The sequence below is a fragment of the Gottfriedia luciferensis genome, assembly GCF_002156865.1.
Classification (GTDB): Bacteria; Bacillota; Bacilli; order Bacillales; family Bacillaceae_G; genus Gottfriedia; species Gottfriedia luciferensis.
In genome coordinates this window covers 1-16,911 of the sequence record NZ_NCTA01000007.1, presented here as the reverse complement: position 1 = coordinate 16,911, position 16,911 = coordinate 1, and the positions used below count along the sequence as shown (strand labels likewise).

Below are 16,911 nucleotides of genomic sequence, written 5' to 3'. Positions count from 1 at the left end.
ATGACATATTCATTACAATGAGAAAATAAAAGTTTTGCAACAGCATGCAGAAATAGTTCCTTTAAGGCTATTTCTGCATGCTGTTGCTTTTTTACTGACAATAGCACGAAATATTTTTTAAGAAGGCACTATTAATGTTAATTGTTGATATTTTCCAAAAGAGATTATCGAAAAAAGTTTTATAGCTTTAAAGACATTGATTGGAGTGGAAGGTGGGAGATTCCTATGGGAGTAGCGGGAAGGGTGAGACCCCGCAGGCTTGCCGAGGAGGCTCAGCTCACGCCCCATGGAAAGCGTGCATCCTGTAACGGAAATCATCAATATTCTTTTTAAACAGACTTTTTTAAACAAAAAATAAACCTTTGCCAAAAAAATACAAATTTTCATTAAAAATGACTAATCAAAAATAAAACTTCTTAAGTATAATAGATACTATCTAATTAAATCCATTAGTTAATAAATTTGTGGAATGAGGTTTTTTTAAATGGATTACGAATTGGCAAGTCGTACAAGAAGGTTTTTTGCTGCATGGATTGATGGTATATTAAGTCTTTTATTTTCTAAACTAGGTTTATTAATTCTAGGCTTAGAAAACAAGGAATTTTTAAATTTGTATATGTATAGTAGTAAGCAATTGTTTCTTTATTCAATTTGGTCAATTGTTTTTATTTTCTTACTTTATGTCATCGTACCTACTTATATATGGAGCGGTCAAACTATTGGAAAAAGATTACTCAGCATTATGGTTGTTAAAGACTCAGAAGACTTAGTGGATTTAAAAACGATGACGTTACGGTCAGTTTTTGATTTAGGTAGTCAAGTAAATCTTCCAATATTTATTGATGCAATGGGTATTTTAATTCTAGTAGATCTATTTTTTATCTTTCGTAAAGATCGTAAAACATTACATGATCGTATTGCAAAAACTAAAGTTGTTTATTATTAAGGCTCTGTAAGTGTTAATTTGATATTACACAAAACCAACATTCTTTTTTAACGGAGCCATTTTTAAAGGAATATTTCCAATAAAAAATCCCTCAAAGGCTATTTGCTAGCTTTAGAGGGATTTTTTATTGGATATCTTATAATGAAGATTTAGCTAAATACTCATCTAATTGTTCAAACGTACCTGCAAATCCTTGTCTCATAGAGTCTTTATTTGCATTAAAAGCTGCGACTTCTTCTTCAGTAGCGTTAATAGGGTAACCTTTCATTGTAAGAGTCGTTTTACCATCATGTTCTTCGAAAGTTAATACATTTTGAATTTCTAATGGCCATACTTCAAAGAATGGGGCACGGACCATGTTTCCGTCTTTATCAGAGAAAGCATTAACAAATTCAATTTTTTCAGGCTCAACGATTTCACCGAAAATAAATAATCCCCACATTTCGAATCCATCAGGAGATTGCATTTTATAATGGAATTTACCGCCTGGGCTGAAATCTAAATTCATGACTTCCATCGTAAAGCCTTTTGGACCCCACCAGTTTTTTAAATGTTCAGCTTCTGACCATACTTTAAATACTAACTCACGTGGTGCATCTAAAACTCTCGTTAAAACTAAACCTTGTTCATCAACTTTAAATGTATTTTCACTCATTATTATTTCCTCCGTTTTGTTTTTTTGTCTAAATTGGCAGCGGTGTAAAAGCTCGCCAATCGGCAAGTTTTCTTTTACTGATTTTCTAAACGGTTAATGGTTATTTACCACTTTCGATTGTGCCGTATTCTTCAACTACATTATTGCGTATTTTTGCTGAAGCATATTCGAACATCGTAAGTGATGTTTTACCGTCTTGTTCTTCCGAAAGCAACAGGATCGAATTGTTCTAGGGCACTTTTTTCTATTAACCCATATTTAGTGCCTCCTAAACTCTCCTATCTAAATAAGAAAATTAGAAACAGCTATGATAGTTGCATTGTATAAACTACGATTATTTACCTTGTAATTTTTTTAAATAATCGTCCAATTGATCGAATCTCTGTTCCCAGACGTGGCGGAAAGACTTTATCCACGAATCCATTTCTTTAAGCGGCTGAGGTCTGAGTTTGTAAATTCTTTTATTGGCGATTGGTTGAACTTCGACAAGCCCAGCTTCACTTAGAACGCGTAAATGTTTTGAAACTTGTGGTTGTTTAAGTCCAAGACTTTCAGCAATTTCACCAACTGATAGAGGACCGTCACGTAAGAGTTCGACAATCTGTAACCGGTTGGGCTCTGCAAGAGCAATTAAAGTCGTATTCATAAATTGAATATACCTCAAAAGGAATATTCCTGTCAAGGAATATTCTAGATTTAATTTTCTAAGGGTGATGTAAGTAGGAGGGTATGTAAAAGACTAGAGTAGTATAAACATTTATAAAAAGGACTATTCATAAATGTCGAGAAATATTGATTATTACATATGATGATTCTCCTAAATACGAAAAAATTTTGTGCTACTATTTAGATGATTGTAAAATTTAATTTAAAAGGTGGGTGTTTTGATGAGCTTTAAAGAATACGAGGCTTCGTTTTTGGAGTATGTTAGAAAAATGTTAAACATTCAAGAAGCAATTAGTGTTTTGTATTGGGATCTTCGAACAGGTGCACCTAAAAATGCAATTAGTCAACGATCGATTGTAATTAGTCAACTAGCATCAGATGTCTATAAAATGAGCACTTCGAAGGAAATGGAACATTATTTAATCACATTAGAAGAAGCAATTAGTGCGGGGATGTGTTCAATAGAAATTGAGAAAACCGTAGAAGTTTTAAGAAAACAGTTTGATCGAAATACAAAAATTCCTCTTAATGAATACGAGGCCTATATAAAATGCCAAGCTATTTCAGAAAGTATTTGGGCGGAAGCAAAAGAAGAAAATAATTTTGCGAAATTTGAACCATATTTAACGGAAATAATTGAATACAAACGCAAATTTGTTGAATATTTAGGCTATGAAAATTGTAAATATGATACATATTTAGACCAATATGAGCCTGGCATGACGGTTGAAAAGCTTGATGAAGTGTTTTCAGAAGTGCGTGAAAAAATAGTCCCAATTGTAAAGGCTATATCGATGAGCGGAAAAAACTTTGAAAGAGAAGAAATGAAAGCATTCGTACCAAAGCATAAACAAAAAGAAATATGTGAGCAATTATTAACTACTCTCGGATATAACTTTGATTCGGGTAGATTAGATGCAACTCCACATCCATTTGCGACAACATTAAATTTAGGTGATGTGCGGGTAACAACTAAATACCATGAAAATAACTTTGAAAAGGCATTATTTAGTACAATCCATGAATGTGGTCACGCATTATATGAGCAAAATATTTCGAAAGACTTTGAGGGATTACCGATTGCACAAGGTGCATCATTAGGAATTCATGAATCTCAGTCACTTTTATATGAAAAAATGATTGGTCAAAGTTATGAATTCTGGAAAAATTATTACCCAAAATTAAAATCACAATTAAATGGGCTTTTAGATACAATTTCGTTAGATGAGTTTTATAAAGTAGTGAATAGTAGTAAGCCATCTTTTATCCGAATTGAAGCAGATGAATTGACATATCCACTACATGTGATGATTCGTTATGAGATTGAAAAAGAACTATTAGATGGCAATATTCAAGTTAAAGAATTGCCAACTATTTGGAATAAAAAAATGGAAGATTACCTCGGTATTATTCCACCAACAGATCGTGAAGGCGTATTACAAGATGTTCATTGGTCAATGGGGCATTTTGGCTACTTTCCAACATATGCACTTGGTGCAATGTATGCAGCACAGATAAAAGCGACAATGGAAAAAGATTTACCGAATATGAATGAACTAATTGAAACAAATGATCTTCAAACAATTCTCGATTGGTTAAAAATCAATATTCATCAATTTGGCGCGGCAAAGGATCCACAACAAATATTAAAAGATGTTACGGGTGAAGAGTTAAATGTAATGCACTACATTCATTATTTAGAAAGTAAATATACAAAGCTGTATGAATTAGAAGAAATAAATCATTAAAGTTTGCAGAGTTTAAACAATATCTTAATGGAAATAATTGCGAATGTACGTTTAGATAAAATGAGATATACTAAAACTGCACAACAGAAAAAACTCAAAATACTCCTTTGAAACGCTTAGACAATTCATTTATTTGTTCATGTCATAATGAACAATTATTGAATTGTCTTTTTTTATGCAAAAGGAAAGTATAAATTAGCAGCGGTTAGAAAATGCATCTTAGCCTCTGTCTTTCGCCTAAAGTTCGCCAATCGGCGAGTATTTTTTCTTTCAAATTGTATTTTATAAAAGATTAAAGAATAATTTTCCAGATTAATACAAATGGTAATCTTTATAAGGAGTGGGAAATTATGCCTTTAATCTTATCTGTAGGAAAAGCTGTACCAAAACATAAAATCAATCAAGAGAATGTAATTCCGTTTGTCAGAGAACTATTCTTAAAAAAGTATCCATCGATTGATCGATTATTATCTGTATTTCAAAATGGAGAAATTCAAAGTCGATATTTATCTAAGGAACTTTCTTGGTACAGTGAGGATCACACCTTTGAACAAAAAAATCAAACTTATACTGAAATTTCAATTGAGTTATCAATCGAAGCAATAAAGAATTGTTTAAATAATGATGAGTTTTTATCTTCAGAAATTCCATATGATGAAATTGACGGTATCATATTTGTATCTTCAACAGGTATATCAACTCCAACGATCGATGCTCATATAGCAAATATTCTACCATTTAATCCTACAATCAAAAGAATACCAATTTGGGGCTTAGGTTGTGCAGGTGGTGCTAGTGGTCTTTCTAGGGCATACGACTTTTGTAAAGCACACCCAAGTTCAAATATATTATTGGTAGCAGTTGAATTATGTAGTTTAACATTTCAAAAAGAAGATCTATCAAAAAGCAATATTATTGGAACTTCATTATTTGCTGATGGGGCAGCTGCCGTTTTGGTTATTGGTGATGAAAGTCAGTTAAAAGAGCGTACGATTCATCAATCCTTACCATCAATAGAACAGACTCATTCGACTTTAATGCCTAATTCATTAGAAGTGATGGGTTGGGATGTTCGAAATGACGGTCTGTTTGTTATTTTTTCAAGAGATATACCATCGATTGTTAAGACATGGTTGCAACCGGTTGTTTCGGAATTCTTATTGGAGAATAAACTTACAATAAATGATTTACAACATTTTATAGCACATCCTGGCGGTAAAAAAGTATTAGATGCATATGTAGAGTCATTAGATTTGTCTGTGGAAAAAATATCCATTTCTTTAAATGTTTTAAAATCATTCGGGAATATGTCATCTTGCACAGTTTTATTTGTGTTAAGTGAATTTATGAAAATAGGTAAAACAAATGAATATGGATTACTTTGTGCCTTAGGACCTGGGTTTAGTTCGGAGTTATCTTTGTTAAAGTGGGTTGAATGTGAATGATCAAAATACTATTTTTGTTTATTATTCTTCAAAGAGTTATCGAACTTGGAATTGCAAAAAGAAATGAGAAGAAATTAAAAAAACGTGGAGCTGTTGAATATGGACAAGATCATTATAAATATTTCATTATTTTACATAGCATGTTTTTCTTATCAATCTTTATAGAACGTTACTTTGTTCATTACGTCGAATTAGGATTTTTTACAACTCTATTTATCATTTTTATCATATTACAATTAGCAAGAGTATGGGTCATTTCAACTTTAGGAGAAAGATGGAATACGAAAATTATTATTTTACCTAATGAAAGATTAGTAAAGAAAGGTCTTTACAAATATATAAAACACCCAAATTACATAATTGTTATGATTGAATTATTCATCATACCGATTATGTTTCATGCATATATTACTTCCGTTATCTTTTCATTTTGCAATTTGATGTTATTAAAAGTAAGAATCCGAGAAGAAAATAAAGCGCTTTTACAATCAATCGATTAATGATTGACAAAAGATCCATTACTGATTATGATTAATGAAGAATGAAAATCATTATCAACTTCGAAAGGTTGTGCGTCAATGGTTCTTGGATTTGTGTCTGCTACAATTCTTTTATACTTTTTATTAACGAAATATGTACTTAAACAAGTTCAAAACTAGGTGATGTAACCTAGTTTTTTTTATTTTATATGCAAATGCCTATACATTCTTCTTCCAAATTAATATATATGGGGATAAAATAATTTTAGGGAAATGATATGAGTTTGAAATGAAATGGGGAAATCACGTTGCAAAACACAAAGATAAACAGAGGGGAATTATTAAATAAGGTTTCTTCAGGAATCGAATTACTTTCTGAACAACAAAATTCGAAGGAATTATTTCAATTAAAAAAATTAGCTTATAAAATTCAAAACAAAGAAAGCTATTATGTATTTTGTGGTCATTTTTCAGCTGGTAAATCATCACTATTAAATGATTTATTACAAGTTGAAAAGCTACCGACAAGTCCAATTCCTACAAGTGCAAATGTCGTTAAATTAAAAAGCGGCGCAAGTAATATGTTAATTACGCTGAAAGACGGAGAAATGTACCAAATCCAAGATGATATTCAGGTGGATGAATTAAAACGACTTGCATCTGATAGTGCTTCAATAATTGAATTAGAATGGTCTCAAGAAGTATTTAAAATTCCAACAGGTACTGTATTAATTGATACTCCTGGGATTGATTCAACGGATATGGATCATTTAGAAGCAACGAACTCAGTCATCCATCTTGCAGATAGTATATTTTATTTAATGGACTATCAGCATGTACATTCAAAGACAAATATTGATTTTATCAATAGTCTAGTTGAAAAGAACAATAAAGTTTGTTTAGTCATTACATGTATTGATAAGCATGATGAATCTGAATTAACATTTGAAGAATTCAAAAATGGAGTGGTTGGAAATTTAAAAAAACAAGGGTTAAATAACTTACAAATTTTTTATATTTCTGCTAGAGATAAATCATTAAAAAACAACGAATACAATTCATTTATCAATTTTTTAAATGATTTATATCGAAATCAAGAGGTTGTTCAACTTGAAAATGATTATACAAGCTTTTTAACAATAATGAATGAACAAGTACAACAACTTGAGAACGATTACATTGAAGTTGATGAAAACGCGACAGAAATTAGGTTAGAATTTAATGAACTTTCCAATGAAATCGATACACTTAAAAATTCTGTTTCGTCATTCGAGGAAAATTGTTTACAAACAACTCAACACGTACTGAACAATTCAAACATAACGCCTTTTGAAATGAGGGAATTAGCTTCAAAATATTTAGAAGCTGAAAAGGCATTGCAAAATAAAGGTTTGTTCCAATCAAGGAAGAAATTAGAAAATGCTTTAACCGAAGCTAAGCAACAATTTGTTAACAAGGTATTAGAATTAACTAATAAACAAATTGAGTATTTCGTTAAAGAAGCTGCAATTCGCGCTGTTAAACAAATTGAAAATAACCAAATAGATAGCAGTGAATTTGATCAAATCCTTGAACCGAAACTGAATGTAGAAATTGTATGTCCTAAACCATCTCATCTAATCGATACAGGTGGAAATTATTTATTACAATATACAAAAGAAGTAAGTGAAGGAATTAAAGCTGTTTATCGTAAAAGCATTTCAGAATTTATTTATACAATTTCAAAAGAATTAAAACTTCAAAATGAGAAAGTAATTCAAAAATTAAATAGTAGAAAAACTGAATTACAAAAGGAAATTGGAGAGTTAAATAAAATTGAATTTAATAATCAAAAAATCGCACAAATGGTTTCAGAAATTAATACAATTCTAAATACAATTCAAGAAACTATTTCTGAACTACCTGAAATTAAACCAATTGCGATAACAGTAAGCGAGTTAATAAATAAAAATATATTATCCATTCAAGCTCCTGAGATCGTAGAAGATTTTGTACCTGAAATTGATCAAAATAGTAAAAAGCATTCAAATGAAGAAATTCAAGCAAAATATGAAATTGCAGACTCAATATTAAATGAATTAAAGTCCAACAAATTTATAAACAGCAAAATTGGACTTCTTTTAGAAAAACGTGATCAAATTAAATCAAATGAATATACAATTGCTTTATTTGGTGCATTTAGTTCTGGTAAAACATCTTATATTAACACTCTATTAGGTGAACGCGTTTTACCAGTATCTCCACATCCAACAACAGCGGCAATCTGTAAAATAAAGCGTTCTACGATTGACTCTGGAAATAAAAAAGCGGATGTAAGTTACAAATCTGAAGCGTCATTAAAAGAAGAGTTTTTAGATTTCTTTAAAAAATGGGGCGTCGAAGTAAATGAAAAAGAGTGGTTTAGTACATTACAACACTTAATAAAGAAGCAAAAAGATAAAATTCCAACTGATGCTTTTGTATATGCAGAAAGTGTTTGTCTAAATTATGAGGAAATGAGTAGTTTACTCGGAACAACGAAGCGATATGATCTAAGTGATTATGTTCGTGTTATCAGTGAAGAAAATAGAGCATGTTTTGTAAAAGAAAGTACGGTTTACTATGATTGTGAGATTACGTTAAGTGGTGTTGTACTAGTCGATACTCCTGGTGGAAACAGTATTCATTCAAGACATACTGAATTAGCTTTCGATTACTTAAAAAAAGCAGATTTAATTTTATACGTTGCACATTACCAACATGCATTTACACGTCAAGATGAATCATTCTTAATGCAGATTGGACGTATGAGAGAAAGTTTTGATAGCGATAAAGTTTACTTTGTCTTAAATGCATCTGATTTAGCGAAAGATCAAAGCGAAATTGAAATTGTACAGAATTTCTTTGTCAATCAATTAACAAAGCTTGGTGTGCGCTTTCCGTCCGTATTTGCTATTTCTAGTATGTTACAAATGAAGGGCTATGGGACATCTGAGCTTAATCTTGCAATTCAAAACAATTATAAACAATTAAATACTAAAATACAGAATTTCTTCCAATATGAAATTGCGAATGAAGTATTTAAAACGTTTATGAATGATCTGTTTACAATTGAAAAGATTTTAATTGATACGATAAAACGTTTTGAAAGAATTAAAAATGAAAAAGATCAATTCTTTGCCGAGCTTAAGCTAATTCAAGATAAAGTTAAAGAAAGTATTAAAAATGCAAAACCAACTAGTTTACCAAGAGCATTCATGAAAGAGAATGAACAATTAATATTCTTTATTGAAAAACGAATTGAATTAAGAATGAGAGACTTATTCCCATACTTCTTTAATCCAAGTATTTTCAATACGAATACAAAAAATAGCAAACAATTATTCGTTACAAAAATTCGAGAATTTATTTATGAAGTTTTAGAAGAAGTCGTAAAAGAATTAAGAGTAACGGGATTCAGATTAGAGAAATTTTTAATTAATGAAATTCAATCGGCGCAAAGTCGAGTAATCGATGAAATCCATACAATTCAATCTGAATTTATTGTTCAAAAAAGTGAGATCAATGAGGTTGAAACGATTACAATTAGTAAACCAGATCAATTTGTAAATGTAGATCATTTCGAAAATTTAAAGTCATATTTTAAGAATCCAAAAAGCTTTTTTGTTGAAAACATGAAAGAAAACATGATTGATGAATGTATTCAACAAATGAGAACGCCTTTAAAAGAATATTTAGCGCAAATGGATAAATTATTTGCTGAACACTATGAGCAACAATATTTTAATACACTTAACTCTGTATTAAATAAATGTATGCAACAATTTGAAAATGACGTTCGTCAAACAATTGAAGCAACTGAAAACATGAATGAAGCAGTTGTCGATGAAAACGTGTTAAATCTATTCAAAAAACTAATTTAAAATAAAGGTGGACAATTTAATTTGAAAAATATAATTGATGTAAACATAGCGAATAAATTGCGATTAAATAAAAATATTGTTTTCTTAGATTGTCGTTTTCAATTATCTGATCCAGCTTATGGATATAAAGAATATCAAAAAAATCATATCCCATTTTCAAGATTTGTTGATTTAAATAAGGATCTATCAAGTTCAGTAATGGAACATGGTGGCAGACATCCATTACCAGATTTAGATGAATTTGGGAAATTATTAGGTGAACTTGGAATAGATCATGACACAATTGTCATTTGTTATGATGATGGAACAAATGAATATGCAGCGAGATGCTGGTTTTTATGTCATTTAGTTGGGCACAAATTTACATTTGTATTAAATGGCGGTTATAAAAATTGGTTAAATAATGGGTTTGAAGTGACCAATGAAACTGTAAAAATCATACCAAAGAAATTTGAACTAAAAATTGAAGAAAATTTGATAAGTTCTATGTTAGATGTCCGAAATAGAGGTCAACATGAAAGGATCAATCTAATTGACTCTAGAGAATACTCACGATATAAAGGTGATTTCGAGCCGATCGACAGAATTGCAGGTCATATACCAGGGGCAAAAAATTCTTTTTGGAAAAATGTTCTAAATGAAAATGGAGAATTTAAAACCAAGGAAGAATTATTGAAAAACTTCAGCCAATTTAATTTAGACAATGAAACAATTGTTTATTGCGGTTCTGGAGTAACTGGATGTGTTAATTTTCTAGGATTAATTGAAGCTGGATATTCAAATATTAAGTTATATCCTGGAAGTTTTAGTGATTGGATTTCTTATGAAGAAAATGAAGTAAAAAAGATCGAATTATAAGTTGCAAAATCGTATCTCTTAGTATAGAATGAGAATACAAATTAAATAAAACCTGCTGTGTGCGTTGTCAGTTTATGTCTTAAACCAATGATTGTATGCAGGAAGACCGATATTTAAGTAACAACGTCGTGCCTATTTATAGGAGGATGAACGTTACTTGTGAGGACATCCACCTTGGAGTTTCGGTTTACTTAGACATAAAAGGAATAACGGCATTTGCGGGAAAAAAAACCATTCACATTTTGTGAATGGTTTTTTCTTCGCTTATCATATTATTTTTGCTTTTACTCTTTCTAATTTGAGTTACAATCGTAGAAACAAGAATGAAACAGCATCCAATCAAACCAATTTCTTGCAGTCTTTCACCTGCATAATAATAACCTGTTATAGCTGCAAATATTGGTTCTGTAGCAAGGATAATCCCTACTTCCGTTGCACTTATTGTACATTGTGCAAACATTTGGATAAAGTAAGCTGCAGCAGTACAAATAATTGCAGTATATAAAATAGAAAATATAAAAAACTTATTTGTCCATAGTTCTTGATGGAAGATGATCTGCCAGTCTTCAAAAATTAACGCAAATGTCCAAGATGCCAGTGCAACTAAAATGATTTGGACTGTTGCAAGTTTTAATGAATTATAACTAGGTGAATAAATTGTTGAATAAATGATATGAAGAGCAAATGCGATTGCGCTAAAGAAGGATAAAATGTCACCAGAATTGAATTTTGAATTTGTTGAAAAAGATAATAAAAGTAATCCAATAAATGCAATAATTGCGCAAATATTTTCTCTAACAGAAGGTTTTTTCTTATATTTGAAAAATAACAGAATTGGAACAATTGCCACACTTATGCCAATGATAAAACCGGACTTAGAAATGGATGTATAACGTAGTCCAAAAGTTTGAAAGATGAAACCTAAAAATAAAAATAATCCAATCATTATTCCAGGATAAATATATCCAGCTTTTCCATAGTATTTCTTATCACTTTTTCGATTTAATAATGTTTGCACGAAAAATAACACAATTGCTGCAACAACAAATCTTATTGCGTTGAATGTAAACGGCTGGACTAATTGAAGAGTTTCTTTAACAGTGAAAAGTGATGATCCCCAAACAGCGGATATAATAAGTAGAGAAGAAAAAGCAATTAATTTATTTTTCATAACGCTCATTCCTTTTTATTTAATAGCTTTACGAGCGAGTTCATCTGCAACTTTATTCAAGTTAGATGGAATCCACTTTATAAAAAAAAGATCAAGTTGATTAATTAAATAAAGTGATTTCTCTAATAAAGGAATAAACAAATCATTTTTAGAATATTTCTTATCAATACTTTCTTCAACTATTTTAGAATCTGTTCTAAAAGAAACAATAGTTAAATCATTTTTTACACAGTATTCAAGTGCAATTAGTAACGCGTGAAATTCTGCCTCATGATTAGACATTGAATCTAATGGAATACTTAAAAAAACAGGCTCTTTAATTCCTTTTATAAAAATGCCAGCACCAGATGGACCAGGATTCCCTTTGGAAGCTCCATCAATATATACTTCAATCATAGTTAACCTCCAAGTGTTATATATGTACCATTTTAGTATATATTCAAAAAAATGAAAACTTAAAAAATATGATAAAGCTTGATTTTGCGATTTAATTGAAGAACAATCCTTTCTAAGTAAAATACAAAAAAAGAAAAGGTGTATAGGATGAAATTGAAGATTGTTTGGAAATATCAAACTAAAAAGAAGTATCAAATTACATTAGAAACAGACTGGTTGGAAACAAAAGAAGCTCTTTTATTAGCTGAAGACTTTGAGAGCACTGGAAGAACAAAAGAAATTATTTTTTTGGATCAATTTGATTCTCAATGGACTAAAAAACAAGTTATAAAATATTTAAAAGAATTAGAAGAAGAACCACATAATATTACAGTATTCTTTGATGGAGGATATGATTTAGCAACATCTATTTCAGGAGTAGGTGTTTGCATATATTTTAGTCAAAACGGTAAAGAATATCGAAAACGGTATAATGAGAAATTAGAAGGATTAATGACAAATAACGAAGCTGAATTTGCGGCATTAGAAAATGCTATTTTATTAATAGAAGAAATGAATATTACTGGTCAGACAGTTGTAATAAATGGTGATTCACAAGTAGTCATTAATCAATTAAATGGAAGTTGGCCATGTTTTGAGGAACAACATGAAAGATTCATTAATCGAATTGAAAAAAAATGTAAAGAGTTAAAATTAACCTTACAATTTGAGCTAATTAGACGCAATGATAATAAAGAAGCTCATAATCTTGCAACCCAAGCACTTAAAGGGAATAAGATAATCAGTACAATAGAAGTAACGTAAAGAGGTGAAAAAATACATGGAACGAAAAGCGATCTTAGAAGAAATTGATTATTTATTAAAAAACTATTGTGAAGGTTGCTTTGTATATAAACATTTTAGAAAGGAACATAGTCAAAAATTCGCTCAATCCTTTTGTATTAATAAATGTACTGTAGGAGAAAAAATTAAAAGTATTGGCAAACCATTAACATAAAAAGAAGGTACTAAATGTACCTTCCAGACTGTTGACAAACGCTCGCTTTCTTCGTTACTTCGCCTGTCTGCGGTGCTCATTACCGTTTAATGGTAACTCCGCTCCTCGAAAGACAAACGTTTTCAATCAGTCTGGAAATCAGGTAAATAGGACTTTGTCTACACACTGTATTTTTTAAAAAAAGAGGGATCAAGTTGGTTTTTTTCTTAATTAGCGGTTTCTTTATTCTATTTATTCTAGGAATTTCTTTCTTAATAAAAGGGCTCTTATTGAAAGGATTTCTAATCGTTAGTTGTAGTTTAATTTTTCTAATCGTTATGATTATTTTTTACGAACGCAGGAGAAAAAGAAAATTGAAATTTGAATGGTGTGACTGTCCTGATTTTGGTTTTTTTAGCATACCAGATTGTGATTTTATAAATTGTCATAATCATACACCTGAGTGCACTCCAGATTGTGATTGCAGTCCTGATTGTCCAAGTTGATGGAGGGATTAATGTTGATTTTTAAATGGATTCCATGCCATAGAAAACTGGAACGGACGATTCAAATTGGTTCCTATACATTTCCATTATGTGCAAGATGTTCTGCCATTTTAATTGGTTATTTCTCACTTCCAATTATTTTTATAATATCGTCGTATCTTTCTTGGTGGTATATTCCTATTTTAATGCTTCCACTACTCATTGACGGCTATACTCAGAAATGGAAATGGAGAGAAAGTAATAATGTTTACCGCTTCATTACAGGGTTATTATTTGGAATTGCACAATCGATCTTGATTGTACGCTCTGTAGTTTATTTGACAAATTTACTAGTCTAATCCTTTTCATTATAAATGCATTTTTTTTGGCTTGTTTGGTTAAAGTAACACTTAGATTCATTTCTAAGGAGGAGTAAAAGTGGAAGATACTCATCAATTTGTTGAAAAATTACATGAAAGACAAAAGAAAGACCAAAAAAATAGAGAACATCAAGGTAATGGAACACCAAATGAAAAATTACCAACTAAACAACATGGAACAAATAAATAAAATGTAATGAAGCCATGGCAATTGTCATGGCTTTTCATATGTAATCTATGTGATTGATATGAAATGCTTAGAAAAGGAGTCCATATAATTGAAAGAAGGCAATTAAATTGCCTTCTTTCTTTTGATTATCCTTTTTACCACCTATGAGCCTTTGCGTTACTTTTTAAAATGATTGTATTTTGAGAAATCATTGTATGACCATTAACCTGCGATTTAGCATGTTTTGGTCTAGTCCAATTGTGGTAAAACTTCTGAGAATGTGGATCTAAATGATTTTTAATCGTCATATTTGATTCACCTCTAGATTTTTAGGATATCAATGATATTCAATTGAATATCGTAGTTAGTATTTGATTTTTACTTAAAAATGATACTTATGAAAAACTTAAATTACAGTTATTATTTAGGTGAAAATTTTAAAGGCTTTCGCATGAGGTCAATCGAATAAAAAAAGGAAATTTTTAAATTATATTGAATTCTTTAAGGTTCGGAATGAATTTAAATTGAAGGGATTCAATAAATGGAAAAGTTAATAAGAGATATATTAAATCAATATCCAATGACAATTAAATCTTTTGAAATAGAAAAAGAATTAAATACGCAAAGTTGGCATAATGATAAACACTTTAAAATTTTAGTAAATCATAATGCTTATTCAGCAAGATTAATTGGTCAAAAACGATCAATGAATGATTTTTTTGGTGAGCTTACAGACGAGATAATCGAAGAACAGATTATCTTCACTGAATATTTAATTAAAAATAGTATTCCGTTCATGGAAATTGTAAAATCTAGAAAGAATGAACGATTTTTGAGCGTATTAATTGATAACAAGATCTATCGTTTTATATTATTTAAATGGATAAATGGAGTTCATTTTACAAAATTCAATGATTTAATAGTAGAGGAAATGGGAAGTAAATCTGCTACATTTCATTTAATCGCATCGAAATTTGAAAGTGATCTTTTTCCGAAAAAATCTCACTTAATTGCTTATGATGGATTTGTAAACATACTCTTGGATAAATTAAACGACGGAAAAGTTTCCTTAGAAAATAAATCTTTTTTAAAGGAGTATTTGGAGTTAACAAAAATGCATATTTGTAATGCCCGGACTGAGCAATTCGAATTTATAATACAGTCAGATTTAAATCCTCTAAATATCTTATGGAACGAGGATTTAACTTTAAAAGGTATTATTGATTTTGAGTCCATAACATATGGCGATCGAATTGAGGGTTTGGCCTGGTTAATTAAATGGTATGCTAGAACGAATGATCTAAATGCAATGGAAGTATCTAAGTCTTTAGCAGATAAATTCTTAACAAAATACAACAATGTTTTTCAAATTGATAATCAGCAATTGGGAAGACTCGCATCTTTAGTATGGTTATCGGGGTGTATAAATTGGAAATTTTTAAATACCACATCAAAATTATTAAATTTAAATGATGCTAGATTAAAAAATCATTTAGATTTTTATTTAATGAGAGGAAAATGCTTAAAATCATTAATTACGTAAAGTAATGGCGAATATATTTTGTTCAAAAGGGGAAACAGATATGGATATTCAAAATGATGTATTACAATTTAAAATGAATATAGGCGTAAAAAAACCTGATAGTATAAAAAATAAAGAAGTAAAATGTCCTTTTTGTGATCGCGAAAATTTAACAGATATTATAGATACACTTGACTCGATCATTTATTTAAAAAATAAATTCCCTACATTAGAAGATACTTTTCAGACTGTCATAATCGAAAGTGACGATTGCGATGGTGACCCATCAAAATATACGATCGAACATTTAACAAATCTTTTAACATTTGCCATAAAAAAATGGGATGAACTTGACTCTACTGGAGAGTATAAATCTGTTATCTTTTATAAAAATCATGGGCCGCTTTCAGGGGGAACAATCAGTCATCCACATATGCAAATTGTAGGGTTAAAAAATATTGATTATAATAAAAAAATTAGTGAGGAATATTTTAAAGGGATTACGATTTCATCGCATTTTGGATCTCAACTAAATATCTCTACCCATCCAATTATGGGATTTAGGGAATTTAATATTATCATTGATGATACAGAATATATTCCGCAAATGGCAATTTATCTACATATCGTTACTCATTATTTACTTAATCATTTTTATAAAGGCATGGATAGCTATAATTTATTCTTTTACAAATGGGCTGGTAAAATTATTTGTAAAGTTATTCCAAGATTTGTTGTTTCACCTTTGTTTATCGGATATTCAATTTCACAAGTCTCAAATCAGTTAGAAGTTCATAAAGATCAAATGCTAAGTTTATATAAAAAAGAGTTTGAATTAATTAATAAATAAAGAGCACTAAGAGCTTACAATAATGTAAGCTCTTTTTAGAGTGTTGAAATAGATATCGGTCAATATAAAAAAGGTAAATAAGTGAACATCAAACTCAAATCATGAAGTACATCTTTTGAGTGATGTTCATTTCCACTACAGTATGCATGCTTAAGAGCAGGAACAAGGAAATGCAGGATCCAGGGGAAAGTGAAAGGAAAAGATATTAAAAGACATTAGAGAATTTTATTGAATTCCTAAATTCCTATCTGCTTTTCCTGCCT

At 30.1% G+C, this 16,911-nt stretch carries 17 protein-coding genes and 1 other RNA gene; 13 read left to right on the top strand and 5 right to left on the bottom strand.

The features are described 5' to 3' along the window. Positions 1-484 precede the first annotated feature (484 nt). The gene (locus B7R67_RS07630) at positions 485-946 is read left to right on the top strand and encodes an RDD family protein (RefSeq protein ID WP_088069114.1); all 462 of its coding nucleotides are present in this window, start codon (positions 485-487) and stop codon (positions 944-946) included. A 136-nt stretch (positions 947-1,082) separates the two neighbouring features. Here B7R67_RS07630 and B7R67_RS07625 read toward each other — a convergent pair whose 3' ends face one another. After that, the gene (locus B7R67_RS07625) at positions 1,083-1,601 is read right to left on the bottom strand and encodes an SRPBCC family protein (RefSeq protein ID WP_088069112.1); all 519 of its coding nucleotides are present in this window, start codon (positions 1,599-1,601) and stop codon (positions 1,083-1,085) included. Positions 1,602-1,935: 334 nt separating this feature from the next. Beyond that, the gene (locus B7R67_RS07620; protein WP_088069344.1) at positions 1,936-2,247 is read right to left on the bottom strand and encodes an ArsR/SmtB family transcription factor; all 312 of its coding nucleotides are present in this window, start codon (positions 2,245-2,247) and stop codon (positions 1,936-1,938) included. Positions 2,248-2,488: 241 nt separating this feature from the next. Between B7R67_RS07620 and B7R67_RS07615 the strand changes: the two genes are divergently transcribed. From B7R67_RS07615 to ssrS, 6 genes are all read left to right on the top strand, one after another. Further along, a complete protein-coding gene (locus B7R67_RS07615) occupies positions 2,489-4,015 on the top strand; it encodes a carboxypeptidase M32 (RefSeq protein WP_088069110.1) in 1,527 nt (508 codons plus the stop codon). 350 nt (positions 4,016-4,365) lie between these two features. Continuing rightward, positions 4,366-5,460, top strand: a complete 1,095-nt coding sequence (locus B7R67_RS07610) for a type III polyketide synthase (protein WP_088069108.1) — start codon at positions 4,366-4,368, stop codon at positions 5,458-5,460. After that, positions 5,457-5,960 (top strand): isoprenylcysteine carboxyl methyltransferase family protein, encoded by a 504-nt coding sequence (locus B7R67_RS07605; protein WP_088069106.1) that lies wholly within the window; start codon positions 5,457-5,459, stop codon positions 5,958-5,960. The genes B7R67_RS07610 and B7R67_RS07605 overlap by 4 nt, the downstream gene beginning before the upstream one ends. A 287-nt stretch (positions 5,961-6,247) precedes the next feature. Next, positions 6,248-9,841, top strand: a complete 3,594-nt coding sequence (locus B7R67_RS07600) for a dynamin family protein (protein WP_088069098.1) — start codon at positions 6,248-6,250, stop codon at positions 9,839-9,841. A 21-nt stretch (positions 9,842-9,862) separates the two neighbouring features. Then, positions 9,863-10,699, top strand: coding sequence for a sulfurtransferase (locus tag B7R67_RS07595; RefSeq protein ID WP_088069096.1), 837 nt, complete (start codon positions 9,863-9,865; stop codon positions 10,697-10,699). Positions 10,700-10,745: 46 nt separating this feature from the next. Next, a non-coding RNA gene (ssrS, locus tag B7R67_RS07590) (6S RNA) lies at positions 10,746-10,928 on the top strand. A 6-nt stretch (positions 10,929-10,934) separates the two neighbouring features. On the opposite strand, the gene B7R67_RS07585 is transcribed toward ssrS, so the two are convergent. Continuing rightward, a complete protein-coding gene (locus B7R67_RS07585) occupies positions 10,935-11,870 on the bottom strand; it encodes a DMT family transporter (RefSeq protein ID WP_158095053.1) in 936 nt (311 codons plus the stop codon). 15 nt (positions 11,871-11,885) lie between these two features. Then, positions 11,886-12,266, bottom strand: a complete 381-nt coding sequence (locus B7R67_RS07580; protein ID WP_088069092.1) for a reverse transcriptase-like protein — start codon at positions 12,264-12,266, stop codon at positions 11,886-11,888. A 147-nt stretch (positions 12,267-12,413) separates the two neighbouring features. Between B7R67_RS07580 and B7R67_RS07575 the strand changes: the two genes are divergently transcribed. The 4 genes from B7R67_RS07575 (at position 12,414) to B7R67_RS07560 (ending at position 14,297) form a co-directional block, all read left to right on the top strand. Further along, positions 12,414-13,070: a reverse transcriptase-like protein gene (locus tag B7R67_RS07575; protein ID WP_088069090.1), complete on the top strand. Its 657-nt coding sequence runs from the start codon at positions 12,414-12,416 to the stop codon at positions 13,068-13,070. Positions 13,071-13,086: 16 nt separating this feature from the next. Further along, entirely contained in the window at positions 13,087-13,263 is a 177-nt protein-coding gene (locus B7R67_RS07570; RefSeq protein ID WP_088069088.1) for a zinc-finger domain-containing protein, read from the top strand. Positions 13,264-13,759: 496 nt separating this feature from the next. Next, positions 13,760-14,086, top strand: coding sequence for a DUF2085 domain-containing protein (locus B7R67_RS07565; protein WP_088069086.1), 327 nt, complete (start codon positions 13,760-13,762; stop codon positions 14,084-14,086). Positions 14,087-14,165: 79 nt separating this feature from the next. After that, positions 14,166-14,297 carry a DUF4023 domain-containing protein gene (locus tag B7R67_RS07560; protein WP_088069084.1) on the top strand — a complete coding sequence of 44 codons (132 nt, stop codon included), beginning with the start codon at positions 14,166-14,168 and terminating at the stop codon, positions 14,295-14,297. Between the two features lie 134 nt (positions 14,298-14,431). On the opposite strand, the gene B7R67_RS07555 is transcribed toward B7R67_RS07560, so the two are convergent. Continuing rightward, on the bottom strand, positions 14,432-14,584 hold the full coding sequence (locus B7R67_RS07555; protein ID WP_088069083.1) for a YpzG family protein: 153 nt from the start codon (positions 14,582-14,584) through the stop codon (positions 14,432-14,434). A 233-nt stretch (positions 14,585-14,817) separates the two neighbouring features. Here B7R67_RS07555 and B7R67_RS07550 point away from each other — a divergent pair, with 233 nt between their 5' ends. After that, positions 14,818-15,819, top strand: coding sequence for a phosphotransferase (locus B7R67_RS07550; RefSeq protein WP_088069081.1), 1,002 nt, complete (start codon positions 14,818-14,820; stop codon positions 15,817-15,819). Between the two features lie 40 nt (positions 15,820-15,859). Next, complete coding sequence (locus B7R67_RS07545; protein ID WP_088069079.1) at positions 15,860-16,648, top strand: DUF4931 domain-containing protein; 789 nt, start codon at positions 15,860-15,862, stop codon at positions 16,646-16,648. The last annotated feature ends 263 nt before the right edge of the window (positions 16,649-16,911 follow it).

Excerpts from the sequence above, each read along its gene's own strand:
- B7R67_RS07625 (WP_088069112.1), bottom strand. The coding sequence starts at position 1,601 with ATGAGTGAAAATACATTTAAAGTTGATGAACAAGGTTTAGTTTTAACG.
- B7R67_RS07585 (WP_158095053.1), bottom strand. The coding sequence starts at position 11,870 with ATGAAAAATAAATTAATTGCTTTTTCTTCTCTACTTATTATATCCGCT.
- B7R67_RS07620 (WP_088069344.1), bottom strand. The coding sequence starts at position 2,247 with ATGAATACGACTTTAATTGCTCTTGCAGAGCCCAACCGGTTACAGATT.
- B7R67_RS07565 (WP_088069086.1), top strand. The coding sequence starts at position 13,760 with ATGTTGATTTTTAAATGGATTCCATGCCATAGAAAACTGGAACGGACG.
- B7R67_RS07570 (WP_088069088.1), top strand. The coding sequence starts at position 13,087 with ATGGAACGAAAAGCGATCTTAGAAGAAATTGATTATTTATTAAAAAAC.
- B7R67_RS07630 (WP_088069114.1), top strand. The coding sequence starts at position 485 with ATGGATTACGAATTGGCAAGTCGTACAAGAAGGTTTTTTGCTGCATGG.
- B7R67_RS07605 (WP_088069106.1), top strand. The coding sequence starts at position 5,457 with ATGATCAAAATACTATTTTTGTTTATTATTCTTCAAAGAGTTATCGAA.
- B7R67_RS07555 (WP_088069083.1), bottom strand. The coding sequence starts at position 14,584 with ATGACGATTAAAAATCATTTAGATCCACATTCTCAGAAGTTTTACCAC.
- B7R67_RS07575 (WP_088069090.1), top strand. The coding sequence starts at position 12,414 with ATGAAATTGAAGATTGTTTGGAAATATCAAACTAAAAAGAAGTATCAA.
- B7R67_RS07615 (WP_088069110.1), top strand. The coding sequence starts at position 2,489 with ATGAGCTTTAAAGAATACGAGGCTTCGTTTTTGGAGTATGTTAGAAAA.
- B7R67_RS07550 (WP_088069081.1), top strand. The coding sequence starts at position 14,818 with ATGGAAAAGTTAATAAGAGATATATTAAATCAATATCCAATGACAATT.
- B7R67_RS07545 (WP_088069079.1), top strand. The coding sequence starts at position 15,860 with ATGGATATTCAAAATGATGTATTACAATTTAAAATGAATATAGGCGTA.
- B7R67_RS07580 (WP_088069092.1), bottom strand. The coding sequence starts at position 12,266 with ATGATTGAAGTATATATTGATGGAGCTTCCAAAGGGAATCCTGGTCCA.
- B7R67_RS07610 (WP_088069108.1), top strand. The coding sequence starts at position 4,366 with ATGCCTTTAATCTTATCTGTAGGAAAAGCTGTACCAAAACATAAAATC.